Origin of the sequence: Salinirubrum litoreum (assembly GCF_020567425.1) — an archaeon.
In the GTDB taxonomy this organism is placed as follows: Archaea; Halobacteriota; Halobacteria; order Halobacteriales; family Haloferacaceae; genus Salinirubrum; species Salinirubrum litoreum.
Genome location: NZ_JAJCVJ010000001.1, coordinates 26,400 through 51,674, shown reverse-complemented (window position 1 = coordinate 51,674; position 25,275 = coordinate 26,400). Strand labels below are relative to the sequence as shown.

Sequence of the window (25,275 nt, the reverse complement as noted above, 5' to 3'; positions counted from 1 at the left end):
ACGGCGGTGGTGTTCGACGGCCGACAGCTCCGGAATTGAACTCTGGTATCGAAGGGGGCTTTTTATCGGTTTCGGTGATCCGACCTCGACGAGAGGACGCTGGTCGTCTACGACCCGAGGAACGACTGCACCGCCTCGCGGGTCGGCAGTGCCGTCATCGCGCCGGTCCCGGTGGTCGTCACGGCGGCGACCGCGTTGGCGAACGCCAGCGCATCGGCGAGTGCCGCTCCGTCCGACAGTGCGGCGATGGCCCCGGCGGTGAAGGCGTCGCCCGCGCCGGTCGTGTCCACGACGTCGACCGCGTAGCCAGCGTGTGAGACCTCGATTCCGGCCGGCGTCTCCGCGCTGTCTTCGGGCGTTTCTGCGCCGGTCCACGGGGCGTCGGCAGTCGCGTGAGCGTAGGCCCCCTCACCGCCCACGGTGATCAGTGCGGTGTGCGGGCCGTGCTCGCAGACCGCCCGTGCGAGGTCGGCTGGCTCCCCCTCGAACCCGGCCGCACGCAGGTCCTCAGGCGTCGCCTTCACCACGTCCGCGAGCCCGAACGCGGTCCGGCAGGAGTCGGCGAAGTCGAAGGTGTCCCACAGTTCGGGCCGGGCGTTCGGATCGAACGAGACCGTACAGTCCGCCCGACGAGCGCGTTCGGCGAGGTCCAGCGTCGCGGTCCGGGCCGGGTCGTCCGCGAGGGTGACGCCGCCGACGTGGACCCAGTCGTGGTCGGCGAGCGTCTCGTCCCCGATTCGACCGGGTTCCAGTCGGGTGTCGGCGCTCCCGTCGCGGTAGAAGCTGAAGGCTCGTTCGGCGTCGGCGTCGTGGCTCACGAAGGCGAGGCCGGTCTTCGCCTCGGTGTCGCGTGTCACGAGGTCGGTCGGGACGCCGTAGTCGGCGAGCGTGTCGGCGAGGAAGTCGCCGAAGGGGTCCGCGCCGAGTCGCGTCCAGAACAGCGGGTCGGCGTCGAGACGGGCGAGTCCGACGGCGACGTTCGCGGGTGCGCCGCCGGCCCGCCGGGAGAACGTCTCGACCTCCGCGAGGCGACCAGCACTGCCCGGCAGGAAGTCGATCAACGTCTCGCCGGCGACGAGTACGTCGGTCATGCACCGGGATTCACCGGGCGCTCCCTTCAATCCGCCTCTTTCCGGCAGGACGCGGACGACACGACGCCGGTCGGTCCCGGTGGAGCCGGTGTGAGTGAACTCGGGTGCGTCTGTTCACCCCGAGAGAGACCGAGTGGTACGTGACACCGAGTCGTGGCGACTGGCGAACCACAAGACACGAAACCCTCGGGCACGACCGTCTCGGTATGGCTAACTATCTCGTCGCGATGGAGGCGGCCTGGTTGGTTCGAGACGTAGAGAACGTAGACGACGCGATCGGGGTCGCGGTCAGCGAGGCCGGTAAACGCCTCAACCAGCAGAACAAGGAGTTCGTCGAGGTGGAGGTCGGCGCGACTGGCTGTCCGGCCTGTGGCGAACCGTTCGACTCGGCGTTCATCGCGGCCGACACCGCACTGGTCGGCCTGCTCCTCGAGATCGACGTGTTCAACGCCGACAGCGAGGAGCACGCCGCCCGCATCGCCAAGAGCGAGGTCGGCGGTGCCCTCCGTGACGTGCCGCTGTCGGTCGTCGAGATCATCGAAGACGAGGCCGAGGGCGACGGCGCGGAAGCCTGACGACGCACCCCGACTGGCCGACTCGCAGGCCTCGGCGTCTGCCCGACGGCCGACCGGTCCGAACACTGACGAACGACGGAACGCTTTTGTAATTACCGCAGGTTATTGGGCGACATGGAACTCCCGACACCGCAGGACTTGCGTCAGCGCCGCAAGTCGCTCGATCTGACGCAGAGTTCGCTGGCCGAGTCGGCGGGCGTCTCTCAGCCCCTGATCGCGCGGATCGAGGGCGGCGACGTCGATCCACGGCTCTCGACGCTCCGCCGGATCGTCGAAGCCCTCGACGAGGCGGAGGGGTCGGTCAGGCGTGCCGAGAGTCTAATGCAGACCGACGTGGTGACCATCTCGCCGGACAGCAGCGTCCGGGAGGCGATCAGCCTGATGATCGACGCGGGCTACTCACAGTTGCCGGTCGTGCGTGACGGCCGGCCGCAGGGACTCATCTCGAACAGCGACATCAGACACTCGACGGACGACGACGCCGCCGACCTGCCGGTCGCCGAGGTGATGCAGGAGTCGATCACGACGGTCGAACCCGGCGCGACGGTCGACGAGATCGACGCCTACCTCGACCACCACGACGCGGTGATGGTCGTCGAGCGCGGCGAACTGCTCGGCATCGTCACCGAGGCCGATCTGGCGGCGCAGTTCTCCTGAGTCGCGCGTCGTCTGTTACTCGTCTGCTACTCGTCTCGCGCACCTCCCAGCACCGCGTCGAACACCGGCAGGAGTCGCTTGACGCTCGCGCCGTCGGGGAGGAAGACCAGCGTCCGCGGCGGCCTGACGGCCTTCGGTCGGACGCGCAGGCCCTCGCTGTCGGCGGCGTCGGCGGCGCGGTCGGGCGACGCGAGGAACTCCACGCGAGCGCGGTCTGGCTGGACGAACACCTCCGCGAGGAGGTCGCGCGCGGGAGTCTCGACGTCGGTGGCGTCGGTGTCGTCGGTACCGCCTTCCTCGACGGTGATCCTGTAAGCGAGTGCGCCGTCCGGCGTCGGCTCTACGTCGGGGTCCGCGTCGCTCACGCGGCAGGCGTCGAGGACGCCGACGCCGCCCTCGACTTCCGAGGCGAGTAACTGTGCGATCCTGACGCCGTCGGTGAGTCGTTCCTCGACCATATCGACTCGGAGTCGGTTCGTCGGTTTATATGCTCTGCACGCCAGACTCGGACTGTTGCGACACTGTCGACTGCGGGAGTGACGCAGACCACGACAGCGACAACACCGCTACTCGTGCGAGCGCGAGGAACCGCAACCGCGACCGCACAGCACAGCAGGCTGTTAGTAGCGCACGGAACCGCGACCGCCACAGGACCGCAACCCGCAAACCACAGACAGCACCGTACCTCGGTCCTCCCCAGCCTCGGCGGGCCCACGAGAGCGCCCGCCTCCCTCGCGCGTTTCTCGCGCGCCGGCTCTCCTGTGAAAGCGCACACCAGATTCGTCACCCACCAATCAGGCGATGACTTGGAACCCAGATCGGACGCGATCTGGTGGCGACCGGAACCGAGCAGTGGTCGAGCGACAGCGAGACCCTGCTCGCAGTCCGAGTCGCCAGCAGTCGGGGAGGCATGGGGACGACTGCGCGAAACCGGGTTCCGAACCGACAGACGACTCGCCGGGTGACCACCAGTGACGACACGATGGGTCGCAGCGTTCGGGTGGGACTGAAAGGGGCCGGCGTCTCGACCCCGACCCGACGCCGGTAGCACCGGAGGGAAGGCGGTCGGCTTGCCGACCGCCTGACTGAGGAGCGTGGTTCGAGAGACGCCGTGGCGTCTCTCGTCATCACGAGAGAGCTTCGCTCTCTCGAACGACACCAAGTCGCGGCGGGTCGAGACGCCGGGGGCTTTCACCCCTCGTCGTCCGCGACCGATTCGGCAGAGTCGTCCGCGACCGATTCGGCAGAGATGTCTGCAACCGACTCGACTCAGCTCTCCACGATCAATTCGACTCGGTTCACCTCACAGATCGATCCGACCGAGTCGGCTGAGTCACGTCAGTCGTGCCGGAAACACCGGTTGCCGGTGAAACACATCGCCACATCGTGTTCGTCACAGGCGGCGATGACGTCCTCGTCGTTCACCGAGCCACCGGGCTGGATCACCGCCTCGATACCCGCCTCGACTGCTTTCTCGATCCCGTCCGGGAACGGGAAGAAGGCGTCCGAGGCCATCACCGCGCCCTCGGCGGACTTCCCCTCGGCGTCGCGGTCGGCCTTCATCGCCGCGATCTCGACCGCGTCCACGCGGCTGACCTGACCCACGCCGAGGCCGACCGTCTCGGTCCCGTCGGCGAAGGCGATGCCGTTGGACTTGCAGTGTTTGAGCACGCGCCACGCGAACAGCATGGTCTCGATCTCCTCGTCCGTCGGTTCGCGCTCGGTGACGACCTCCAGGTCGTCGGCGGTCGGTGCCCAGAGGTCCCGCTCCTGCACGAGTCGCCCGCCGACGAGATGCTTCTCGGTCAGCGCTTCGGTGCGGTCGGCCAGTTCGCCGACGTCCAGCACCCGGAGGTTGTCCTTCGAGGTGAGTACGTCCAGCGCGGCGTCGGTGTAGCCCGGCGCGACGACGACCTCCTTGAACGAGTCGACGATCAGTTCGGCGGTCGCGGCGTCACACTCCCGGTTGAGAGCGACGATGCCGCCGAAGGCGCTCTTGGCGTCCGTGGCGAGCGCGCGGTCGTACGCCTCGGCGAGGCTGTCGGCGGTCGCACACCCCGCCGGGTTGGTGTGCTTGATGACCGCCGCCGCCGGGTCGTCGAACTCCTTGATGAGGTTCAGCGCGCCGTCGGCGTCGTTGTAGTTGTTGTACGACAGCGCCTTCGCGCCCTCGTTCAGTTGCTCGGCGTGGACGACGCTGGCCTCCTCGCAGGTCGCGTCGGCGTACAGCGCGGCGTCTTGGTGGGGATTCTCGCCGTATCGCAGGTCGGAGGCGCGGTCGTCCGAGACGACACGGCGGGCCGGGAACTCGCCGCCGTCGTCGCCCTCCACGTGGACGACGCCTGCCTCGGCGTCGACCGTCACGCTGTCCTCGGCGACCCACCGGACCGCACGCGGGTAGGCCGTGAACTCCGCCTCGGACAGTACTCGGCGCTTGAGGCTGTCTGCGTCGTCGTCCGCGTACACCGGGACCGGTTCCTGCGTGACGATGGGGCCGGCGTCGACCGCCTCGGTGACCACGTGGACCGTACAGCCGGTCATCTTCACGCCGGCGTCCAGAACCTGCTCGTGGGCGTCCATGCCGGGAAACGAGGGGAGCAGCGAGGGGTGGACGTTCAGCGTCGTCGGTGCGTCGTCGAGGAACTCGCTCGTCAGCACGCGCATGTAGCCGTCGAGACAGACGAGGTCGAAGTCGTAGCCGTCGAGTCGGTCGAGGATGCGGCGCTCGTGGGACTCGCGGGACTCCCCGTCGTCGCGTGTCACGACTTCGGTCGGGATACCGCGTTCCGCCGCCTCGTCTAAGACCGGCGCGCCCTCCCGGTTCGAGAGAACGACGCCGAGGTCGGCACCGCCCGGCGTCACGTCCGCGATGTGCAGGAGGTTCCGTCCGCGATTGCTGGCCAGACCGGCGATCTTGGTCATGGCCGTGAGACGTTTCGCCGTGCGAAAAACGTTTGCGGTCCATCGCCGGGTGAGTATCCACGAACTCGGATAGAATATCGGGTTCTCGGGCACCAACGGGCGTGAAGTATGCACGAAAGTGGCTTCGTCCATCGACACGCTTTTTGCCCAGTCGTCGGCAGTGTCGCCCATGACCGAACTTCCACGCGCGGACCCGCTGTCGGCCGTCTCGCCGCTCGACGGTCGGTACGCCGGGCGAACCGCGCCGCTGTCGCCGTACGCCTCCGAGTCGGCGCTGATGCGTGCCCGCGTCCGCGTCGAAGCCGAGTATCTCGTCGCGCTCGCGGACACCGAGGGTGTCGACCTGACGCTCTCCGACGCCGAGCGTGCCGACCTCGGGTCGCTGGCCGAGGAGTTCGACGCCGAGGACGCGCGCCTGATCAAACGGCTGGAGACCGAGGGTGCCGAGGGGTACGCGGCGACGAATCACGACGTGAAGGCCGTCGAGTACTTCCTCCGGACCGAGACGCCCGAGCGACTCCACCCGTGGATTCACTTCGGCCTGACCAGCGAGGACGTGAACAACCTCGCCCAGCGCGTCCTCGTGAAGCCGGCAGTCGAGGCGGTGCTGGTGCCCGCGATCCGGGAGGTGCGGGACGCGCTCGCCGAGATGGCCCGTGAGTACCGCGACACCCCGATGCTCGCCCGGACGCACGGCCAGCCAGCCACGCCCACCACCTTCGGCAAGGAGATGGCGGTGTACGCCAGCCGACTCGGCCGGGCACTCGGCCGGGTCGGAGACGCTACCGAGGGCCTGTCGGGGAAACTCGCGGGTGCGTCGGGCACCTACGCGGCCCACGTCGCCGCCTACCCCGAGGTCGACTGGCCGGCCGTCTCGCGCCGGTTCGTCACCTCGCTCGGCCTCGACCACACCGCGCTGACGACGCAGGTGAACCCCTGCGACGACCTCGCGGAACTGTTCGACGCACTTCGTGGCGTGAACAATGTCCTGCTCGATCTCGACCGTGACGTGTGGCTCTACGTCTCGGACCGCTACCTCGGACAGGAGTCGGAGGCCGGCGAGACCGGGTCGTCCACGATGCCACACAAGGTGAACCCGATCGACTTCGAGAACAGCGAGGGGAACCTCTCGAAGGCGAACGCCGACCTCACCTTCCTCGCGGACTACGTGACGACCTCCCGCCTCCAGCGGGACCTCTCGGACTCGACGGTCAAGCGCAACGTCGGTGCGGCACTCGCACACTGTCTGATCGGCTACTCGAAGACCGGCGACGGCCTTGCGAAGGTCGTCCCGAACGAGCAGGTGATGCGCGAGGAACTCGAGGCGACCCCCGAGATCGTCGGCGAGGCCGTCCAGACCGTCCTGCGCCGGGAGGGCGACACCGCGGCCTACGAGCGTGTGAAGGAGTTGACCCGCGGGCGGCAGGTCACACTCGACGACTTCCGGGCGCTGTTCGACGACCTCGACGTCGACGAGTCGGTCCGTACGGAACTCCGTGCCCTGACGCCGACGGGCTACACCGGGATCGCCGACGAGTTGGTGGACGAACTGGACGACGAGGAGTAGGCCGACGACCTCGGTGTCGTGTCGACCCCGGTAGCGGGAAAGCTTATCACGGTCCCGCCGGGACCGGTTCGTATGTCCTCCACAGACGAGCGAGAGCAGTCGGGCTGTCCGAAGTGTAGTCACACGGAGACGACCGTCGACGAGATCTCGACCACCGGCGGCGGCCTGTCGAAGATGTTCGACATCCAGAACCGGAGTTTCAAGGTCGTCTCGTGTGCGAACTGCGGCTACTCCGAACTGTACAAGGGTCGGTCCAGCGGCGACATCGTGGACATCTTCCTCGGCTGAGCAGTCGCTCGCCGACCGGAAGTCGGCGACGACCGGGATTCTGCTAGCGCAGTCCGACAGCCCTGCTTTTACCAGATCAGACCAGCACGCCGGCCAGTCGGTCGGCTACCGCACCGCCGAGAGCGACCTTCGAGCCGACGAACGCGGTCGGGTCGGCGTCGTCCACGAACAGCGCGCGGGTCTCGGTCTCGCCCATCACGCTCGCGTCGTTGGCGACGACGAACGCCAGTCCCACCCGGTCGCGGAGCGAGCGGGCCGCTTCGACCATCGCGTCGTCGTCTCCCGACGTCTCGGCTTTGAACCCGACCATCGTGAGGTCGGGGTGCTCGTCACGGACCGTATCGAGGAGTTTCGGCGTCGGTTCCAGTTCAAGCGTCAGCGACTCCCCGGATCGGATCTTCTCGTCGTGTGCCTCCACGGTGAAGTCGCTGATCGCGGCCGCCGAGACGAGGGCGTCGGCTGGCTGGTCGTGGGCGTCTGTCGTCGTCGGTTCGGCTTCTCTCCTCGTCGGCTCCTCGCCCGCGCTCGTCGCCGACTCGGATCGGGTCGGTGCGTCGTCTGCGGTGGCCTGGTCGGGATCCGACCCACCGCCGGAGCCGTCGGTGTCGGTCGCTCCGTTCCCCGACACCGCCGACTGGACCGCCGCCAGCATCTCTGCGGCGGACTCGACCTGACGCGTGTCGGCGTAGTGAACGTCGTCGCCGTCGTGGACCAGCGTCACGTCCGCGCCCCGGACGTAGCAGGCCCGGGCGACCGCCCGTCCCGTCGTACCCGACGCGCGGTTCGTCAGCGTCCGGATCGGGTCGATGACCTCGCTGGTCGCCCCGGCGGTGACGACGACGTGCTGGTCGGCGAGCGAATCCGGGGTCGTCGCGCGGGCGAGTTCGGTGACGACGGCGTCCTCGCTGGCGATCTTCGCCTTCCCCTCCTCGATCCGGGGGTCGGCGTAGGTGACACCCCACTCCTCCAGGCGGGCCAGCGCGTCCAGCACGCCGGGGTGGTCGTACATCGGTTCGTGCATCGCGGGGGCGACGACGACCGGTACCCCCGCGCCGAGGGCGGTCGTCGCGCAGGTCGTGACCGGCGTGTCGTCGACCGCCCCCGCGATCTTGCCGACCGTGTTCGCGGTCGCCGGCGCGACGAGGAGCACGTCCGCCCACCCCTCCCGGCCGCAGAGTTCGACGTGTTCGACCCGGCCGGTGATCTCCGTCACCACGTCGTGTTCGGTGGCGAACTCGACGGCCCACGGGTGGAGGATGCCGCGGGCGCTGTCGGTCATCACGGCCCGCACCGACGCGCCCTGTCGCCGGAGTTCGTGGGCGAGTTCCACGGTCTTGACGGCCGCGATACTGCCCGTCACTCCGAGCGCGACGTTGACTCCTTCGAGCATCTACGACCTGTTCGTCCCGGTATCGTATAAAAGGCTTCGCGCCGTCGCGGCTTCCTGCGACGGTATCCGGCGAGAACGAAAGAACGATACACTCCCCCCCAGTAGCCACGGGCATGATTTCGGGGGCGTCTCCGCCGTGCGAGTGATCATCATCGGTGCCGGGCAGGTCGGTTCCAGCATCGCGGCCGACCTGGACGACACCCACGACGTGGTGGTCATCGAGCGCGATCCGGAACGCGCGGAAGAACTGAACTACTCGCTGGACGTGCTCGCGGTCGAGGGCGACGGGACCGCCGTCGCCACCCTAGAGCAGGCCGGCATCGACCGCGCCGACATGGTGATCGCGTCGACCGACAACGACGAGACGAACATCGTCGCCTGCTCGACCGCGAAGGCCATCTCCGATGCGTTCACCATCGCCCGCATCAAGAACACCGAGTACCTCCGGACGTGGAACCGCTCGGAGAAGGCGTTCGGCATCGACTTCATGGTCTGTACGAACCTGCTGACCGCGAAGGCCATCGTCCGGGTCGTCGGCCTCCCGGCGGCCCGCGACGTCGACCCCTTCGCGGGCGGGCAGGTCCAGATGGCCGAGTTCGAGGTCGGCGACGAGTCGCCGGTCGCCAACCAGACCGTCCGTGAGGCCGACCGCTTCGACTCGCTGACCTTCGCCGCGATCCTCAGAAACGGCCACGTCGAGATCCCGCGCGGCGAGACCGTCATCGAACCCGGCGACCGCGTCGTCGTCATCGGCTCACCCGGCAGCGTGCAGGAGTTCGCCACCTCGGTCGCTCCCGATGAGTCGCCCGGCACCGCCGAGGAAGTCGTCATCGTCGGTGGCTCGGAGATCGGCTACCACGTCGCCCGCCTCTTGGAGGAACGGGGGTTCAGTCCGCGGCTGATCGAACAGGACCACGACCGGGCGCGACGACTCGCGGAGGACCTGCCGGGCACCGTCGTCATGGAGTCGGACGCGACCAACATCGAGTTCCTCGAACGCGAACACATCGGGGACGCCGACATGGTCGTCTCGGCGCTCGAATCCGACGAGAAGAACCTGCTCGTCTCCCTGCTCGCCTCGCGCCTCGGCACCGAACGCACCGTCGCCGTGATCGACACGACGGCGTACGTCGACCTGTTCGAGACGGTCGGCGTGGACGTGGCGGTCAGTCCTCGCGAGGTCGTCGCCGAGGAGATCACTCGGTTCACCCGCGAGGGAAGCGCCGAGAACATCGCGTTGATCGAGTCCGACAAAGCGGAAGTGATGGAGATAGAGGTCGACGCCGACAGCGTCCTCACCGACCGACCGATCCGGGAGTCGGTGCGGGAACTGCCGGAGGGTGTCGTCGTCGGCGCGATCACGCGCGGCGACGAGTTCGTCGTCCCGCGCGGTGACACGGTGGTTCAGTCCGGTGACCACGTCGTGCTGTTCATCGACGCCGACATCGCCGACGAAGTGACGCCTCGGCTCTGAGCGTCGGATCCCGGTAGACGGCTCTCCGCCCGGCGTTTCTGCCGACGATCGAGATACAGTAGTTTAAAGCCCACCACGCCAGTTCCTCGCGGTGTGCAACGACGGGAGTGTTCACTGCGGTGAGAGTACGTGTCGACTACCGGGCGAGTCTGAGTCTCGTCGGGACCGTCCTGAAGTATCTCGTCGTCCCGTTGCTCGTCCCGGTCGTCGTCGCCGTCATCTACGGCGAGACGGTGATCCCCTTCGTCGTCACGATGCTCGTGACGCTCTCGGTCGGGTTGGGGCTGGAGCGACTCAAACCCGACCCCGACATCGGTGCCCGCGAGGGCTTTCTGATGGTCGCGGCGACGTGGTTCGCGGTCGCGGTCGTGGGTGCCATCCCGTACCTGATCGAGGCGTGGGGCATCCCGATGCTCGTCGACCCCGTCCACCCGAGTTCGACCCTCGGGAACCCCGCGAACGCGCTGTTCGAGTCGATGTCCGGCTTCACGACCACCGGCGCGACCGTGCTCGGCGATATCTCGTACGACACACACACGCGCGGGATCATGATGTGGCGACAACTGACCCAGTGGCTCGGCGGGATGGGCATCGTCGTCCTCGCGGTCGCCATCCTGCCGGAACTCTCCGTCGGGGGTGCGCAGTTGATGGACGCCGAAGCGCCGGGACCCGGCATCGAGAAACTCTCACCCCGAATCGCCGAGACGGCCCGTGCGCTGTGGGGTGCGTACCTCGGCTTCACCCTGCTGGAGATTCTCCTGCTGTACGGCCTCCACGTCGGCGGGATGGCACCGAACATGGACGCGTACAACGCCATCGCCCACGGGTTGACGACGATGCCGACCGGCGGGTTCTCGCCGGAGGCACGGAGTATCGAGGCCTTCTCCGCCGCCGTCCAGTGGGTCATCGTCCCGTTCATGATCGCGGCCGGGACGAACTTCGCGCTGTTCTGGCACGTCCTGACGGGCGAACCGCGTCGACTGATCGAGGACTCCGAGTTCAAGTTCTACGTCGGCGTGATCGGCGTCCTCTCGGGACTGCTCGCGCTGGTGCTGTTCACCGGTGACGCGATGCTGGCGACGGCCCCTGCGGGCGAGACGTTCGACCAGGCGTATCTCGACCGGTTCCGGGGCCTGATCCTCGGGGACGCCGAGACGTCGCTCCGACAGTCCGTCTTCCAGGTCGTCTCTATCGTGACGACGACCGGCTACGCCTCGATGGACTTCAACGCGTGGTCGCCGCTCGGTCAGTATCTCCTCCTCTTTGCCATGTTCATCGGCGGGTCGGCCGGGTCGACCGGTGGTGCGGTCAAGATCGTCCGGTGGTACGTGATCCTGAAGTCGATCCGGCGGGAACTGTTCACCACCGCTCACCCCGACGCGATCCGGCCGGTGCGACTCGGCGGTCGGGCGCTCGACGAGCGTGCGATCCGGGGCATCTACGCGTTCACGCTCCTGTACCTCGTCGCCTTCTTCGCCGGGACCGGACTGCTCTTCCTCGACGCGAGTCGGATCGACCAGTCTATCTCGATCCTGGAGACGATGAGCGCGGTCGCCGCGACGCTCGGGAACGTCGGGCCGGGCTTCGGCGTCGTCGGGCCGATGGGCAGTTACCTCTCGTTCTCGAACGCCGGCAAGACGTTCATGGTCGTCTTGATGTGGATCGGCCGACTGGAGATTCTCCCGGTGCTCGTCCTCCTGACACCGGGCTACTGGCGGCGGTAGGCGGCCCCTCCCGAACCTCCCCCTCCTCACGTCGTGGAGACGGGACGAAAGCATATAAAATCAGACAGTTTCGGGGACGGACGCGGCGCAGGTGGCCCGATCCCAAACGTTAATTGCGATGACTGTGAACTGTCACCACGGACTCTTCGTCGGTCGAACGGACAACAACCTTTAAACCCCCTACGGACAAGTTAACAAATGGCATGATAGACCGACTGGAGAAAGAAGTCGATATGTTGGAGCGACACTTGCAGGTACTGAAGATGGTCATCGAGAGCGAACCCATCGGGATCGTGAAGATGTCCAACGAGACCGGCTACCCCCACCACAAAGTTCGGTACTCGCTCCGCGTCCTGGAAGAAGAGAACCTGATCGAACCGTCGAGCCAGGGTGCGATCACGACCGAGCGCACCGGCGAGTTCGTCGACGAACTGGACGGCAAGATCGACGAGATCGTCACGAAGCTGGAGTCGATGAAGATCGAGTCCGCCGACGAGATCGAGAGCTAAAGTTCCGGTACGTTCAGGTGGAAGTCGCCGTTTCTCGTCTCGACTAGACAGAGGTGGAACCCCTGTTTTCTGGAGAGTTTGACGAAGCTCTCGCGCTTACTCCGGCTGAGGAGCCCGCCGCTCGTCGCCTCCGAGGCGGTCTCCAGTGCCTCCGGCGCGAAGAAACTCGCCGTCACGAGGAAGCCCGCACCCAGCGAGTCGCTCGTCTCCGCCAACCGGCGCGAGTTCTCGATCAACTCGCGCATCATCGACTCGGTGGCCGCCTCGCGTGAGTCGTTGAGGTTCGCCACCAACAGGGGGTTGCCCATCCGGTCGCGCAGGACCACGTCGAACCGCTGTTGCTCGCGGTGTTCCTCGCCGTTCTCGGTGTAGCTGATCGAGACGTTGCCGTTCAACTCGGCGCGGTCGATCTTCGGGATCGCGTCGTACAGGTCCTGTAACTGCGCCTCGTGGCCGGTGTCGCGGATCTCGTACAGCAGGTCCTGCACGACCCAGCGAGCGAAGCCGTACTCGATACTCTCCTGCAGGAACGCCTCGTAGGGCTCCCCGTCGACGTGTGCGTCGTCGGTCTCGAAGCTCGTGTGGTGTTCGAGTCGGAGGTTGGTGTTGACCTCCTCTCGATCCACCTGCCCGTCGTGAGCCTTCTCTAAGGTCCCGCCACTCTTGGAGTCGTACCGGACGAACAGGTTCGTCCCGTCGAGTGCCTCCCGCGCGGAGAGGGCGTGCTCCGGATCGGGCTGTTCGGCCCGCGCCTCGGCGAGTTCCGACTCCAGTCGCTCGACCTGCGACTGTAACTCTGCGACCCGCGAGTCGAGCTGGTTCGCGCGCGCTTCCAACTCGTCGCGGTCGGCTTCGAGGTCGTCGCGTTCGGTCTCCAGCGCGTCACGTTCCTCGCGAACCGACTCGAGTTCCGACGCCAACTGCTCGCGTGCCGCCTCGGCCTGCTGTCTGGCCTCCTGGCTGGCTTCGAGTTTCTCTCGCAGCTGTTCGGCCTGCTCGCGTGAGACGCCGTTCCGAGAGGTGGTGCCGCCGGCCTGTCCGCGCTGGCTCCGGCGACTCCCCGACGCGCTACCGCCGGTGCCACTGGACGCTCGGCCAGAGCCGGCGTGGTCGGTCGCACCGCTTCGCCCGCGCTGCCCGCGGCCACGCTGGCCTCCGTTCCCCGTGCCGGCCCCGGGACTCCGACTACCGCCGTCGCCGTCGTCGATGGACTCCTCGGGGTCGAGCGCCGGAATCGTCGTCGTCTCCCGCCACTCGCTCTCCGCGGAGAACACGCCCGAGTCGTCGTCGCTCTCCTCGGCCAGCGGTTCCTCGTCGAGGCTCGTGTCGGCGATGACCTCGTCCGCGAGGTCGCTGACAGCCGCGTCGTCCAGATCGTCGTCTCCGTCGCCGCCGAAGGTGACGCCCTCGGAGCCTGTCGAGGCGTCGTCGGTGGCGGTCGTCGAGGCGTCGTCGCTCGCGGTCGCCGGTCCGTCGGCCGTGTCGGCGTCCGAGGTGTCGTCTGCCGCACTCGTCGGCTCCGTCGCCGCAGGCTCCGTCGCCGACGACTCGTGGTCGGTGGCCGCAGGTGGTTCGTCTGCCGGGTCGCTGTCCGTCGGCGGCGTGGACGCCGCCGACTCTGTGGCAGTCGAGTCGACGTCGTCGACGGCGGTAGAGTCCGTGGAGTCGACGGCGTCGTCGGAGTCGGTGGCGTCGTCTGAATCGGTGGCCGCACCGAGCGTGACGCCCGACTCCGGTGTCGTCGTGTCGTCGGCAGTCCGGTCCTCGGGCGTCGCCTCGTTCGGCTCCGACTCGGCCGGCACGCCGGCCTCGTCGCCCGTGTCGGCTGTGCCGGCGTCGTCTGCGTTCGTCTCGGCTGTGCCGGCGTCGGACGCGCCGGCGTCGGTCGCGCTGGCTGCACCTGCCGCACTGGTCGCACCACCGGCCGCACCGACTCTGTCGTCGGCTTCCTCCTCGTCCTCCGCTGTCCCGGGAATCTCGACTATCTCCACGGGAACCGTCTTCACCTCGTAGATGCCGACCTCGTCGTCGGCCTTCTCGAAGGCCTCGTCGCCGGTCACGAGGCGGCGACTGCTCCCGACGTAGGCGGCACTCATCGACCGGCCGCCGTGGTAGACCGTGTAGTAGTCGCCCGAGAGGACGTTCTCGGAGAGTTCGACGTAGCCCGTGAAGTTGCCCGCCGAGAGCGTCCGGTCGACCTCCGAGATGGGTGTGTCGTTGGTGTAGTACTTCGCGCGCGTCTCGCCGCCGGTCTCCTGCATCGCGTACAGCAGCGGCAGGGCGGGGTGCGGTGCCTCGTAGGCGGTCCCGTCCGCGTCCTCGAAGTCCTCGATGCTCCCGTCGAAGACCCCGACGATACGCCCGTTGAGGAAGAACGCCCACGCCATCCCCTCGGTGACCGCGCCGCTGAACTCCCGGTCCGCGAGGTCGCGGAGTCCGTCGTAGCCGTCCGCGAACGGCCGGGAACTCCAGCCGGTCACGTCGTCTAATCTCTCGCTGTCCATTTGGGGGTAACTCCCGCCATGCGAACCAAATAGTTTCCGGCACTTGCCGGCACCTCGGGCGGACGAAACAGTCGGACGGGCGACCTGTTCGTGAGTCTGAGAGTCCGCACCTCCCGGTGAGTGACTCGGGACTGTTCCGGAGGCGCTCTCCGCATCCGGATCGACTGTCCGCCGGACAGCGTTCCCGCTTCGGGCGTCGTCGGTAGCGAGTCGTGATTCCCACACACGTGCGTATCTCACCGCCCCCACCACCGAGAGTGTACACGAAAGTGGGTAGATTCGCTCGAAAGACCGTAACGGGTTTAGGCCGGGGGGCGGAACCGGCGCGTATGACCGTAACCATCGTCGGGTCCCAACTCGGCGACGAGGGGAAGGGTGCCCTCGTCGACCTCTGGGGTGGGGACGCCGACGTCGTCGTCCGGTATCAGGGCGGCGACAACGCCGGCCACACCGTCGTCCGCGACGGAACCGAGTACAAACTCTCGCTCGTGCCGAGCGGTGCAGTCCGCGACAAGATCGGTATTCTCGGCAACGGCTGTGTCGTCAACCCCCGTACGCTGTTCGACGAACTCGAAGACCTCCGCGAGCAGGGACTCGACCCCGACGTGCGCGTCGCCGAACGCGCCCACGTCATCATGCCGTACCACCGCCGACTCGACGGTATCGAGGAGGAGGCGAAGGCCGACTCCGACATGAAGGTCGGCACGACCGGGCGCGGCATCGGCCCGACCTACGAGGACAAGGCCGGCCGGCGCGGCGTCCGGGTCGGCGACCTGCTGGACCCCGAAGTGCTCCGCGAGCGACTTGCATACGCGGTCCCGCAGAAACGAGCGATCATCGAGGAAGTCTACGGACTGGAGGCAGGCGAGGAGTGCGATATCGACGCCCTCCACGCGGAGTTCAGCGAGTTCGGTCGTCGCCTGCGCGAGGAGGGGATGGTCGTCAACTGCGGCGACTTCCTCTACGAGACGCGGCAGGCCGGCGAGAACGTCATGTTCGAGGGCGCACAGGGCACGCTCATCGACATCGACCACGGGAGCTACCCCTACGTCACCTCCTCGAACCCCACCGCCGGCGGCGCGGCGACCGGGTCCGGCGTCGGGCCGACCGTGGTCGGACAGGGTGAGGTCGTCGGCGTCGTGAAAGCCTACCTCTCCCGAGTCGGCGAGGGGCCGATGCCGACCGAACTGGACGGCGACGAGGCGGAGGAAGCACTCGCGAGCGACATCCGCGAGAAGGGTGGCGAGTTCGGCACCGTCACCGGCCGGCCGCGCCGGATCGGGTGGCTCGACCTCCCGATGCTCCGCCACGCCAGCAGAGCCAACGGCTACACCGGCATCGGCGTCAACCACCTCGACGTGCTGGCCGGACTGGACACCGTGAAGGTCGGCCACGCCTACGAGTTGGACGGCGAGCGACTGGAGACGATGCCCGCGACGACCGAGGCGTGGGACCGCTGTGAGCCGGTTCTGCGGGAGTTCGAGCCGTGGCCCGAGGTGAACTGGACCGAGGTCGCCGAGGCCGGCTACGACGCCATCCCCGACCCGGCACAGACGTACCTCGACTACGTCGCCGAGGAGGTCGACGCGCCGGTCTACGCGGTCGGTGTCGGGCCGGACCGCGCGGAGACGGTCGAACTGACGAATCCGTTCGACCACTGAGTGGCCGAGCGGCCCGCGTTCGGCCGCGTCACCGTCCACTCCCCTGCGAAGCTTCTCACAGAGCCGTCGTGGCAGTCGCCCGCTGGAGCAGTGGACACGCTCGTCTCCTCGCCGTCTGTCGATTCACCGACCGAGAATCGCCGGTTCGAGGCTCGCGACCTCCGCCACGACCGTCTCGCGGTCTCCGTCGTCGACACCGCACTCGGCCAGCGCGTCGTCCAGGTGGCCCGCGACCGCCGCGAAGTCCGACTCCGAGAGGTCGAGGTGTGCGTGTGCCTCGCGCATGTCGTCGCCGTCGTACTCCGCCGGGCCACCGGTGACGGCGGCGATGAACGCCGTCTGGTGGGCGCGTTGGCGTGCCATGTCCACGTCCTCGAAGTACGGCGCGAGTTGCGCGTCGGCCAGTACTCTGTCGTAGAACTCGTCGACGACCGCCTCGATGGCGTCGCTCCCGCCGAGTCGTTCGTAGAGCGTCGCTCGTGTCACAGTGTGTGTCACTGTCTCGGGGTTGAAATAACGTTCGGCGACCGCGATTCGATACCGTCATCGGGACGTGATCGGGTCGTCGGATTCGGGTCGGCCTCCCGGCCCGGTCGGTGACCGACCCGGGCAAGACCGAAGTGGTCCCACCCGGGAGAGAGACACGATGCGAGTTTCCCTCCCCCGGCCCCGGCGGCGACTCGTCGCTCCCTTCCTCCTCGTCGTCTACCCGCTGTGCTGGCTGGTCGTTCGCGCTGTCGGTCTCACGGCGGTCGATCACCCGACTGCCGGGGCGATTCTGCGTGGTGTCGTGTTGGCTCTCGGGGCAGTCGTCGTCGCCGCTCTCGTCGCGGTCGCGGTGGCTGTGTGCGGGCCCGATCGGTGGACACCGGCGTTGTCGACCGGGAGCGGTCTCCTCGCCGGGAGCGTCACCCTCGCGCTGGCCGCCTACGTCGTGGTGTCGAGTGTCGTCATCCTCCCGCAGTGGCTCGACGTGCCGGCACGCGTCGCCGGGGTGGTCGTCGGGTGGCCGATGGCGGTCGTCACGCTGGCGACCTACGCGGTCGGGAACGCGGTCCCGGCGGTCCGACACTCGGTCGTGCTCCGACTCGTGGCCAGCCTCGTCGGGGCGACACTCACTGCCGGGTGGGTTCTCCTGCTGTCGGACCACGTCGTGAGAGCACTCTCCGGGCGAACGACCTGAGGAGGACGCCGACGGGGAATTCGCTCGGAGAGCGATCCCCGGCGCTCGCCGGCCGCACTCAGCGTTCTATTCCGTCCTGACTCGTCGGGAGAAACGACTGACACCGTTATGCTCGCTGGGTGTGAAGTAGTACCATGACCTCACCGGAGACTGGGGGCACGCCCGCCGACGACCGGGAGCAGTCGACCGGCAGCGACGGCGCGGTCCCGACCGAAGAGGACCTCCGGACGGACGGAACCGGCATCGTCCCGCCGGACGACGAGACGCCGACGTGGTACGACCGGAAGGCACGCCGAGTGGGCCTGTCGCGGTTGACCTACGAGTACTTCGAGCGGGCGAGATACGAGGACCAGCAACTGCGCACCGAGTCGGCGTACGTCGAGCGTGACGTGCTCGGCTTCCCGACGTGGCCTCACGAGATCGTCCGTAACAGTGCTATCGCGGCGTTCTTCACCGGGATGATCCTCTTTCTCTCGGCGACGATGCCGCCGCACATCGGCGACCCGGCCAACTCCAGCGTCACGCCGGCGATCATCCTGCCCGACTGGTATCTCTACTGGTCGTTCGGTCTCCTGAAGCTGGAAGCGCTCAACCCCGAGTTGGCGATCCTCGGCGGCGAGAAGCTGATGGCCGACCGGACGTACGGCGTGCTGGCGAACGTGGTCGTCGTCGGCTTCATCGCCGTGGTGCCGTTCCTGAACAAGGGGTCGGCTCGCCGACCGATCGAACAGCCGTTCTGGGCCGCAGTCGGTGTGATGGGCGTCGTCTTCGCGTTCACCATCAGCGTGCTCTCGATCAAGAACCTCGTCCCGATGGACCCGAACCTGCTGCTCGACCTGACGTTCCTCGTGCCGGTCGTCGCTGGTATCGTCACCTACGCCCTACTGCGGACGATGCGCGAGGGGTACAGCTACGACCTCAACCGGCGGTATTACCGACTCCGGCCGCCACGGTAGTGGCCTGCCGAGGGTCGTGGGACCGACTCCGGCCGCCACGATAGTGACGACTCACCGATTTTCCGCTCGTCCCGAGGCGACACAGCCGTCGCTAGCGAGCGTCGAACCGTGCAGTCGAGACGGCCGTCGCCGTGACCCGGACGCCGCCTCACCGGCGTCCGCGACGACGGGGTGGTCCCGTCCGCGAGAAGGGTGGACCGACCGTGATGCCCACGGGGTGTGGCGGTCGGTCCGTGCCACGGCGGGTGTCGGGCCGTGGCAGGTGTCGGTCGGTCACTCGGCCGACCGACTGCCGGGCGGGCCTCGACCGCCCGGCGAAGCAGGATGTCAGGGTGTCCCACCCTCGGGGGCGACTGCGAGGTCGGCCTACGCGACCACGTCCCCCCCGACCGCCGTCTCGGCCGTCCGTGTCGAATCGCTCGTCTGCACATCTCTTTTTGGCCAACCTAAAACACAAAAACGCTTCGGTTTTTGGCCGGCCTAAACGGGACTACCCGACTCGGCTGTGGTGTCGGCGGCGTATCCCCGTGGATCGAGTGTCGCTCTGTCGCGGACTGATTCGGTAAGAGGCGTGTGGTGGGGTGGGTCGGGAAGGTCCCGACCGTCAGAAGCGCCCGGCGTCCTCGTCTCAGTACCGGAATGTCGGCCCGTCGTCGCCGTCCTCGACTTCGACGCCGAGTGCCTCCAGATCGTCGCGCAGGGCGTCCGCGCGGTCCCAGTTGCCCGCTTCGCGCTCCTGCTCGCGCACGTCGAGCACCAGTCCGATCAGGTCGTCCGCGATGGACACCTCGCCGCCCGTGGTGTCGCCGAACTGAAGCCCGAAGACGTCGCCACCGAGGTCCTCGAAGGTCTCGACCGCGCGGCGGAGGCCCCGGTAGTCGTACCCGCCGAAGGCCGCCTCGGCGCGTTCGACGTGCCGGTTGACCGACGAGGCCAGATCGAGCAGTGCGGTCGTCGCCTCGCGGGCGTTCAGGTTCGCGTTCATCGCGTCCTCGAAGTCGACGCGAGTCCGTTCGACCGCCTCGCGGAGGTCGTCGTCCGCGACTTTCGTCCGAGCCTCCACGCTGTCGCAGGCGGAGACGGCGGCGTCGTAGGCGCGAGAGAGGCGATCCCAGCGCTCCTCGGCCTCGGCGATGGTCTCCTCCGAGAAGGTCTGTTCGCTGTCGTAGGCCGTCGAGACGTAGAACGTCCGGATCACGTTCGGGCCGAACGCTTCGAGGGCGTCGGAGACGGTGAAGAAGTTGCCGAGACTCGAACTCATCTTGTCGCCTTTCGTCTCAAGCAGGCCGGTGTGGAGCCAGTACCGGGCGAACTGCTCGCCGGTGGCGGCCTCCGACTGGGCGATCTCGTTCTCGTGGTGCGGGAAGACGAGGTCGTGTCCGCCGACGTGGACGTCGATCGTCTCGTCCAGATGCGTCGTCGACATCGCCGAGCACTCGATGTGCCAGCCCGGTCGGCCCTCGCTCCACGGCGACTCCCACGTCTGCCCGGCCGGTTCGTCCATCGCGGGCAGGCCCTCGTGGCGGTGTTCCGCGATGGTCTCGGGGGCGACCGCGCCGGCCTTCCACAGCGCGAAGTCGGCGGGGTTACGCTTCTCCGAGCGCTCGCTGGGGTCGCCCTGTGATTCGAGGTCCTCGACGCGCTGGTTCGAGAGTTTGCCGTAGTCCGGGAACTGCGAGACGTCGAAGTAGACCGAGCCGTTCGCCTCGTAGGCGTACCCCTTCTCGATCAGGCGTTCGATCAGGGCGACGATCTCCGGGACGTGCTCGGAGACACGCGGGTACACCTCGGCACGTAGGAGGTTCAGCCCGCGCATGTTCTCGATGGTCTCGCGGGTGAAGTGGGCCGCCACCGCCTCCTCCGTCTCGCCGTAGTCGTCCTCGCCGATCCGGGCGACGATCTTCTCGTTGACGTCGGTGAAGTTCTCGACGTGGCGCACGTCGTAGCCCGAGTAGTCCAGCCACCGGTGGAGCACGTCGGCGTGGGTCCACAGTCTGGCGTGTCCGAGGTGCGGGTCGTCCGAGACCGTCAGCCCACAGACGTACAACAGTACCTCGTCGCCGCGTGGCTCGAACTCCTCGCGTTCGCCCGTCAGGGTGTTGGTCACGGACAGTGGCATCGTCGGGGAGAAGACGCGGTGAGGCTTTCAATCCGTCGGAAGGTGGTCGAAACGACCGGACGCGCGGACGACCGGCGAGGGGACACCCCCGGCCGACGAGGAGGCCGGCGAACGACTCCGGATCGAGGTCGGGGTCGTCGTCGGTCGCCCCCTCGAACAGCGGGAACCGACCGAACTGCGGGTTCACCCGGATCGGATCGAACGCGTCGTCCACGCTCTGCGCCGTCGAGAGCACGACCGTCTCGATCCGGGCCACCAGCACCTCGCCGACCGGTCTGGTCCCGACTTCGAGGGCGTTCGTCATCTCCTCGCGTCGTTCGAAGACCCGCCCGTGACGGCTTTCGCTGTCACTCCGGACGGAGCGATCGACGTTGGTTTCCCGGCAAGAACTGTTGATTCGGGGGTCGACAACAAAAGCGACAGCCCGCTCACCCGTAGCCGTTTCGATAAACTGGATTAAACGTATCGGACAGTTCGGAACAATTATACCTGCACATTCCTTGGCACACGGTATGTCCCAACACAGCAGACGGACGTTCATGAAGCTTAGCGGTGGCGTGCTGGGCGGCATCGCGGTCGGAACCACGGTCACGGCGGCCGAGCGCACGGATCGTTTCCTCGTCGAGACAAAGAAGACGAGCGCCGAGGCACTCGAATCGGCCGGTCTGTCCGTCGTCTACGACCTCGCGGACGTGAACATGGCGGTCGTCGAGGGGTCGGAGTCCGCGCTGCAGTCGGAAGTCAAACGACAGCGCTACGCACCGGACGTCGAGATCACACTGGACGACGGCCCCGCCGTGCAGGAGGCGGACTACGAGAGCGCGACCGACGAACCGCTCTATCCGCTGGAGTGGGACAAGCAGGCCCAGAACATCCCCGAGGCCCACGAGATCAGCCGTGGTGAGGGTGCCCGTGTCGCCGTCATCGACGACGGTGTGCTCGGCTCCCACCCCGACCTCGAACACGCGTACAACGCCGAACTCTCGGAGAACTTCACCGGCGACGGCAACGGGATCGGCCCGCTGGCCGACGACCACGGCACCCACGTCGCGGGGACCATCGCCGCCAACGACCAGAACGAGGAAGGCGTCGTCGGCACCGCACCCGCCGCAGAGATCGTCGACTGCCGGGTCTTCTCCGGGCCGAGTGCGTCGTTCGCCTCCATCTTCGCGGCAATCTACCACAGCGTCCAGGTCGGCTGTGACGTGGCGAATCTCTCGCTGGGCGCGTACCCGATCCCGCGTCAGGCACAGGGCTCCTTCTACGGTGGCCAGTTGAACAAGATCATGACCTACGCCAACAGCAACGGAACCCTCCTCGTCATCGCGGCCGGCAACGACAGTGCCGACCTCCAGCACGACGGGGGCGTCATCAGCCTACCCAACGAGGGTGCACAGGCCCTCTCGGTCGCCGCGACCGGACCGATCGGCTTCCAGTGGGGCGACGAGGGTCTCGAAGCGCCGCCGGAGAGTCCCGCCTTCTACACGAACTACGGGACGAACGCGATCACGGTCGCCGCACCCGGCGGCGACGCCGACCTCGACGCCATCGGGACGGGCGTGCCGTACTTCAACGACCTCGTGCTCTCGACGACGTTCGATCCGGTGCCGGCGGACACCCCGGAGGGGACCGACCCGGACGACCAGATCGGCTCTTACGGCTGGAAGGCGGGCACGTCGATGGCCTGTCCGCAGGTCGCCGGCGCGGCCGCTCTCCTCGTGAGCGCGAACCCGGACGCCAGTCCGAACCAGATCGAGGCGACGCTGAAGAACACCGCGTCGGTCCCGGAGGGCTACGACAAGGCCTACTACGGTGCCGGCTTCATCGACCCGGTCGCCGCGCTGCGGAAGTAACGCGTCCACCGATCCGGCGGTTCTTTCGACCGCGCGCCACCGGGGAGCGTCACGCTCGCCACGCGACCGGTCGTCACGCTCGTCACGCGACCGGTCGTCACGCTCGTCACGCGACCGGTCGTCACGCTACCACGGCGCGGACCGAATTATAAGTCGGAGAACGTCGTAGGCCGAGCCATGGCTTGGTCCGCTATCGACGCCCTCGACGACGCTCGCCGTGCGACGACCGACATTCTGCTCCCCTTCGACGCGGGGCGGTGGCTCCGGCTCGCCGTCATCGCCTTCTTCGTCGGCGGAGCCGGTTCCGGCTTCCAGGGCGGCACGAACTTCGGGGGCGGCGGTGGCACGCCCGGCGGTCCCGGCGGGCCGGGAATCCCCGGCAACATCCCGGACTTCGGCACGTTCGTCACCATCTTCGCCGTGGTGGCTGGCCTGATACTCCTGTTCGTCTTGGTCTCGGTGTTCGTCGGGTCGGTACTGGAGTTCGTGCTCGTGGAGGGACTCCGCGACCGGGAGATCAGACTCCGAGAACCGTTCGGTCGGTACCTCCGGGCCGGGTTCAGCCTGTTCCTGTTCCGGTTCGTGCTGGGTCTGCTCGTCCTCGCGGTGATCCTGATCCCCGTCGCGCTGCTCGTCACCGGTGGGCTGGCAGGCGACGCGAGCGTCTTGCTACTCGTCTTCCCGCTGATCCTCGTCGCGCTGGTGGCGGGGCTGACGGTCGCGTTGATCGACCTCCTCACGCGTGATCTGGTCGTCCCGGCGATGTTCGTCGAGAGTCGGGGTGTGCTGTCCGGGTGGGGCCGAATCTGGGGCGTGATCCGGCGCGAGTGGCGACAGATCGGCGTCTACGTCCTCGCTCGGATCGTGCTCTCGATCGCGGCAGGCATCGCCGTCGGCATCGTCGCCACGCTGGCACTGTTGATCGTCGCCATCCCGTTCGTGCTGATCGGCGGGGTAGTGTTCGCGGCACTCACGGCAGTCGGCGGCGGGACGGTCGGGATCGGCGGCTGGCTCCTGCTGGGCGCTGTCGGCTTCCTGTTCGTGCTCGCGGCGCTCGCCGTCTCGGCAGTGATACAGGTGCCGGTCATCACCTACTTCCGGTACTACTCGCTGTTCGTCCTCGGCGACGTGGAACCGGACCTCGACGTGCTGGCCGACCTCCGACCCGACGAGTGGGACGACTCGGCGAACGCCGACGGCGACGACGGCGACGGGAGTACGCCTACCTCGGCGTGAGGCCGAGCAAGCCGGGTGCCTCCCTCGGCGTGAGGCCGAGCAACCCAGGTGCCTCCCTCGACGTGAGGCCGAGCAACCCGGGTGCCTCCCTCGACGTGAGGCCGAGAGAACCAGATGTCTGCCCCGGCGCAGAGTCGAAAGACGCGACACCGACTTCGGCGCGAGAGAACGAGAACAGCCAGGGAGAACGACCGCTCTGCAGTCGCTACTCCTGGACTTCCATGACGCGCGCACCGCAGTCGTCACAGTCGTAGGTGATGACCTCGGCGGTCCGACAGCAGGACTCGACGGTCTCCTGTCCGAACGAGAGCGGGCCGTCACAGTCCGGACAGGTGTCGAGGAAGACGCGGAGGCCGGCCAGCAGTTGACCCTGCTCGGCCCGACCGAGTTCCTCCCAGTCGCCGGCACGCTCTCGGAGCACCGGGATGGCGGCGAGATCCGCCAGTAGCGCCGCCCGCGAGGGCCACCGGGCGACCTCCACGTCGTCGTCCGTGATCACGTAGGCGTTCCCGCGCGCTTCCAGCGAGACTGACTCCTCGTCGAGTCCGAGCAGGTTCGCCACGTGGGTCTCGGTGTCCCTCCGCACCGTCTCGATCTCTGCGTCCCACTGCTCGGCGAACTCGGGGGTCGCCCGGAGGTCGCTCTCGTGTGGCTCGATGGCGTCGAGTTCAAGCAGGGTCTCCTCGGGGTCGAGGTCCGTCTCGGCGATCTCGGGACCCGGTTGGGGCGCTTTGCCGAACAGGTCCAACAGCCAGTCGGGGAAGTACCGTTTCGTCAGTTCGGGCGTGCCGGGGACGAGATAGCCGCGGAGCCAGATCGCGGCGAGCGAGGCGACGAAGACCGCGGCGCCGGCGGGTGGGAAGAAGACACCCACACCGACGCTCAGCACCACCGCGATGACGGTGTTCGTGGCGGTACAGGGCAGACACCGGTTCTCACCGGTGTACTCCGGTTGACGGAACCGGTCCAGGAACGACTCGTCTCTGGTACTCATATTCGCAGAGAGCTTGCAACGGAACAAATAGCTGTCGGGTGTTACCACGTGCGTCCGTCTCGTGGAACTGTACGTGCCGAACTGCGGTCACTGCTCGCGGTTTCGGTCCGTAGGTCGCGTCGTGTCGGTCTCCCTCTCGTCGGTCGCTGGCCGCTCGGTGTCCGACGCCGGTTCTGTCGCCTCGTCGCCGACGAGGCGGAGCGTCTCGGCGGTCTCGATCCGGTCGATGCCGTCGAGGGCACACAGGTCCGCGACGGCGGTCTCCGGGAGTCTGACGTGCACCGCCGAGAACTGGAGGTCGGCGACCACCTCGCCGCCGATGGCCGTGACCTCGTCGTCGAACGTCTCCGACAGTTCGGTGTCGGCTTCGAGCGTGACGACGAGATCGACCGACTCCTCGGCCATCGGGTCGTCTCTGATCGTCCTGACGGCGTGTGAGAGGTACATACCGACACCTCACGGCGCGGGTCCGAGAAGCTACCGAACCCGACTACCGGACGACCGGGTGTGGCACACTCGCCGGCGCGTCGCACGCGCGAGACTGGAGAAAGTATATCTGCTCAGCGACCGTC

Annotated in this window: 21 protein-coding genes; 12 read left to right on the top strand and 9 right to left on the bottom strand. The window is 67.7% G+C overall.

Features of this window, described 5'->3' with window-relative positions; all coding sequences use genetic code 11:
- Nucleotides 1-107 precede the first annotated feature (107 nt).
- Nucleotides 108-1,091 carry a carbohydrate kinase family protein gene (locus LI337_RS00260; RefSeq protein ID WP_227227703.1) on the bottom strand — a complete coding sequence of 328 codons (984 nt, stop codon included), beginning with the start codon at nt 1,089-1,091 and terminating at the stop codon, nt 108-110.
- A 206-nt stretch (nt 1,092-1,297) separates the two neighbouring features.
- Between LI337_RS00260 and LI337_RS00255 the strand changes: the two genes are divergently transcribed.
- Together LI337_RS00255 and LI337_RS00250 are read left to right on the top strand one after the other, a co-directional pair.
- A complete protein-coding gene (locus tag LI337_RS00255; protein WP_227227702.1) occupies nt 1,298-1,666 on the top strand; it encodes a DUF555 domain-containing protein in 369 nt (122 codons plus the stop codon).
- Between the two features lie 114 nt (nt 1,667-1,780).
- Nucleotides 1,781-2,323, top strand: a complete 543-nt coding sequence (locus LI337_RS00250) for a CBS domain-containing protein (RefSeq protein ID WP_227227701.1) — start codon at nt 1,781-1,783, stop codon at nt 2,321-2,323.
- Nucleotides 2,324-2,349: 26 nt separating this feature from the next.
- On the opposite strand, the gene LI337_RS00245 is transcribed toward LI337_RS00250, so the two are convergent.
- Both LI337_RS00245 and purN read right to left on the bottom strand, forming a co-directional pair.
- Nucleotides 2,350-2,781: a DUF7993 family protein gene (locus tag LI337_RS00245; protein WP_227227700.1), complete on the bottom strand. Its 432-nt coding sequence runs from the start codon at nt 2,779-2,781 to the stop codon at nt 2,350-2,352.
- A gap of 880 nt (nt 2,782-3,661) precedes the next feature.
- A complete protein-coding gene (gene purN, locus LI337_RS00240) occupies nt 3,662-5,245 on the bottom strand; it encodes a phosphoribosylglycinamide formyltransferase (protein ID WP_227227699.1) in 1,584 nt (527 codons plus the stop codon).
- A gap of 169 nt (nt 5,246-5,414) precedes the next feature.
- Between purN and purB the strand changes: the two genes are divergently transcribed.
- A complete protein-coding gene (gene purB / locus LI337_RS00235) occupies nt 5,415-6,812 on the top strand; it encodes an adenylosuccinate lyase (protein WP_227227698.1) in 1,398 nt (465 codons plus the stop codon).
- A 72-nt stretch (nt 6,813-6,884) separates the two neighbouring features.
- Complete coding sequence (locus LI337_RS00230) at nt 6,885-7,100, top strand: zinc ribbon domain-containing protein (RefSeq protein ID WP_227227697.1); 216 nt, start codon at nt 6,885-6,887, stop codon at nt 7,098-7,100.
- Between the two features lie 76 nt (nt 7,101-7,176).
- Here LI337_RS00230 and coaBC read toward each other — a convergent pair whose 3' ends face one another.
- Nucleotides 7,177-8,490 (bottom strand): bifunctional phosphopantothenoylcysteine decarboxylase/phosphopantothenate--cysteine ligase CoaBC, encoded by a 1,314-nt coding sequence (coaBC, locus tag LI337_RS00225; protein WP_227227696.1) that lies wholly within the window; start codon nt 8,488-8,490, stop codon nt 7,177-7,179.
- Between coaBC and trkA the strand changes: the two genes are divergently transcribed.
- The 3 genes from trkA to LI337_RS00210 all read left to right on the top strand — a co-directional run bounded on the left by trkA (nt 8,435) and on the right by LI337_RS00210 (nt 12,197).
- Nucleotides 8,435-9,964, top strand: a complete 1,530-nt coding sequence (gene trkA, locus LI337_RS00220; RefSeq protein WP_303645183.1) for a Trk system potassium transporter TrkA — start codon at nt 8,435-8,437, stop codon at nt 9,962-9,964. The two genes, coaBC and trkA, sit on opposite strands and share 56 nt — an antisense overlap.
- Nucleotides 9,965-10,083: 119 nt before the next feature.
- Entirely contained in the window at nt 10,084-11,688 is a 1,605-nt protein-coding gene (locus LI337_RS00215) for a TrkH family potassium uptake protein (protein WP_227227695.1), read from the top strand.
- A gap of 203 nt (nt 11,689-11,891) precedes the next feature.
- Nucleotides 11,892-12,197 carry a hypothetical protein gene (locus LI337_RS00210; RefSeq protein ID WP_227227694.1) on the top strand — a complete coding sequence of 102 codons (306 nt, stop codon included), beginning with the start codon at nt 11,892-11,894 and terminating at the stop codon, nt 12,195-12,197.
- On the opposite strand, the gene LI337_RS00205 is transcribed toward LI337_RS00210, so the two are convergent.
- Entirely contained in the window at nt 12,194-14,701 is a 2,508-nt protein-coding gene (locus LI337_RS00205) for a DUF7527 domain-containing protein (protein WP_227227693.1), read from the bottom strand. The two genes, LI337_RS00210 and LI337_RS00205, sit on opposite strands and share 4 nt — an antisense overlap.
- 329 nt (nt 14,702-15,030) lie before the next feature.
- Between LI337_RS00205 and LI337_RS00200 the strand changes: the two genes are divergently transcribed.
- Nucleotides 15,031-16,362 carry an adenylosuccinate synthase gene (locus LI337_RS00200; RefSeq protein ID WP_227227692.1) on the top strand — a complete coding sequence of 444 codons (1,332 nt, stop codon included), beginning with the start codon at nt 15,031-15,033 and terminating at the stop codon, nt 16,360-16,362.
- 123 nt (nt 16,363-16,485) lie between these two features.
- Here the strand turns inward: LI337_RS00200 and LI337_RS00195 are convergent, their stop codons facing one another.
- A complete protein-coding gene (locus tag LI337_RS00195) occupies nt 16,486-16,848 on the bottom strand; it encodes a group I truncated hemoglobin (RefSeq protein ID WP_227227691.1) in 363 nt (120 codons plus the stop codon).
- A 160-nt stretch (nt 16,849-17,008) separates the two neighbouring features.
- On the opposite strand from LI337_RS00195, the gene LI337_RS00190 reads away from it, so the two are divergent.
- Nucleotides 17,009-17,545, top strand: coding sequence for a hypothetical protein (locus tag LI337_RS00190; RefSeq protein ID WP_227227690.1), 537 nt, complete (start codon nt 17,009-17,011; stop codon nt 17,543-17,545).
- Nucleotides 17,546-17,679: 134 nt separating this feature from the next.
- Nucleotides 17,680-18,501, top strand: a complete 822-nt coding sequence (locus LI337_RS00185; RefSeq protein WP_227227689.1) for a cytochrome b family protein — start codon at nt 17,680-17,682, stop codon at nt 18,499-18,501.
- Nucleotides 18,502-19,129: 628 nt separating this feature from the next.
- Here LI337_RS00185 and cysS read toward each other — a convergent pair.
- Nucleotides 19,130-20,620 carry a cysteine--tRNA ligase gene (gene cysS, locus LI337_RS00180; protein ID WP_227227688.1) on the bottom strand — a complete coding sequence of 497 codons (1,491 nt, stop codon included), beginning with the start codon at nt 20,618-20,620 and terminating at the stop codon, nt 19,130-19,132.
- 512 nt (nt 20,621-21,132) lie between these two features.
- On the opposite strand from cysS, the gene LI337_RS00175 reads away from it, so the two are divergent.
- The gene (locus LI337_RS00175) at nt 21,133-22,473 is read left to right on the top strand and encodes a S8 family peptidase (RefSeq protein WP_303645182.1); all 1,341 of its coding nucleotides are present in this window, start codon (nt 21,133-21,135) and stop codon (nt 22,471-22,473) included.
- Between the two features lie 177 nt (nt 22,474-22,650).
- Nucleotides 22,651-23,709: a DUF7544 domain-containing protein gene (locus LI337_RS00170; RefSeq protein WP_227227687.1), complete on the top strand. Its 1,059-nt coding sequence runs from the start codon at nt 22,651-22,653 to the stop codon at nt 23,707-23,709.
- Between the two features lie 205 nt (nt 23,710-23,914).
- Here the strand turns inward: LI337_RS00170 and LI337_RS00165 are convergent, their stop codons facing one another.
- Both LI337_RS00165 and LI337_RS00160 read right to left on the bottom strand, forming a co-directional pair.
- On the bottom strand, nt 23,915-24,703 hold the full coding sequence (locus LI337_RS00165; RefSeq protein ID WP_227227686.1) for a DUF8054 domain-containing protein: 789 nt from the start codon (nt 24,701-24,703) through the stop codon (nt 23,915-23,917).
- Nucleotides 24,704-24,790: 87 nt separating this feature from the next.
- A complete protein-coding gene (locus LI337_RS00160; RefSeq protein WP_227227685.1) occupies nt 24,791-25,150 on the bottom strand; it encodes a hypothetical protein in 360 nt (119 codons plus the stop codon).
- Nucleotides 25,151-25,275 lie beyond the last annotated feature (125 nt).

What these genes read in the sequence shown, in the direction of transcription:
- LI337_RS00260 (WP_227227703.1), bottom strand. Translation starts at nt 1,091, where the DNA reads ATGACCGACGTACTCGTCGCCGGCGAGACGTTGATCGACTTCCTGCCG.
- LI337_RS00255 (WP_227227702.1), top strand. Translation starts at nt 1,298, where the DNA reads ATGGCTAACTATCTCGTCGCGATGGAGGCGGCCTGGTTGGTTCGAGAC.
- LI337_RS00250 (WP_227227701.1), top strand. Translation starts at nt 1,781, where the DNA reads ATGGAACTCCCGACACCGCAGGACTTGCGTCAGCGCCGCAAGTCGCTC.
- LI337_RS00245 (WP_227227700.1), bottom strand. Translation starts at nt 2,781, where the DNA reads ATGGTCGAGGAACGACTCACCGACGGCGTCAGGATCGCACAGTTACTC.
- purN (WP_227227699.1), bottom strand. Translation starts at nt 5,245, where the DNA reads ATGACCAAGATCGCCGGTCTGGCCAGCAATCGCGGACGGAACCTCCTG.
- purB (WP_227227698.1), top strand. Translation starts at nt 5,415, where the DNA reads ATGACCGAACTTCCACGCGCGGACCCGCTGTCGGCCGTCTCGCCGCTC.
- LI337_RS00230 (WP_227227697.1), top strand. Translation starts at nt 6,885, where the DNA reads ATGTCCTCCACAGACGAGCGAGAGCAGTCGGGCTGTCCGAAGTGTAGT.
- coaBC (WP_227227696.1), bottom strand. Translation starts at nt 8,490, where the DNA reads ATGCTCGAAGGAGTCAACGTCGCGCTCGGAGTGACGGGCAGTATCGCG.
- LI337_RS00210 (WP_227227694.1), top strand. Translation starts at nt 11,892, where the DNA reads ATGATAGACCGACTGGAGAAAGAAGTCGATATGTTGGAGCGACACTTG.
- LI337_RS00205 (WP_227227693.1), bottom strand. Translation starts at nt 14,701, where the DNA reads ATGGACAGCGAGAGATTAGACGACGTGACCGGCTGGAGTTCCCGGCCG.
- LI337_RS00200 (WP_227227692.1), top strand. Translation starts at nt 15,031, where the DNA reads ATGACCGTAACCATCGTCGGGTCCCAACTCGGCGACGAGGGGAAGGGT.
- LI337_RS00190 (WP_227227690.1), top strand. Translation starts at nt 17,009, where the DNA reads ATGCGAGTTTCCCTCCCCCGGCCCCGGCGGCGACTCGTCGCTCCCTTC.
- LI337_RS00185 (WP_227227689.1), top strand. Translation starts at nt 17,680, where the DNA reads ATGACCTCACCGGAGACTGGGGGCACGCCCGCCGACGACCGGGAGCAG.
- cysS (WP_227227688.1), bottom strand. Translation starts at nt 20,620, where the DNA reads ATGCCACTGTCCGTGACCAACACCCTGACGGGCGAACGCGAGGAGTTC.
- LI337_RS00175 (WP_303645182.1), top strand. Translation starts at nt 21,133, where the DNA reads ATGTCCCAACACAGCAGACGGACGTTCATGAAGCTTAGCGGTGGCGTG.
- LI337_RS00170 (WP_227227687.1), top strand. Translation starts at nt 22,651, where the DNA reads ATGGCTTGGTCCGCTATCGACGCCCTCGACGACGCTCGCCGTGCGACG.
- LI337_RS00165 (WP_227227686.1), bottom strand. Translation starts at nt 24,703, where the DNA reads ATGAGTACCAGAGACGAGTCGTTCCTGGACCGGTTCCGTCAACCGGAG.
- LI337_RS00160 (WP_227227685.1), bottom strand. Translation starts at nt 25,150, where the DNA reads ATGTACCTCTCACACGCCGTCAGGACGATCAGAGACGACCCGATGGCC.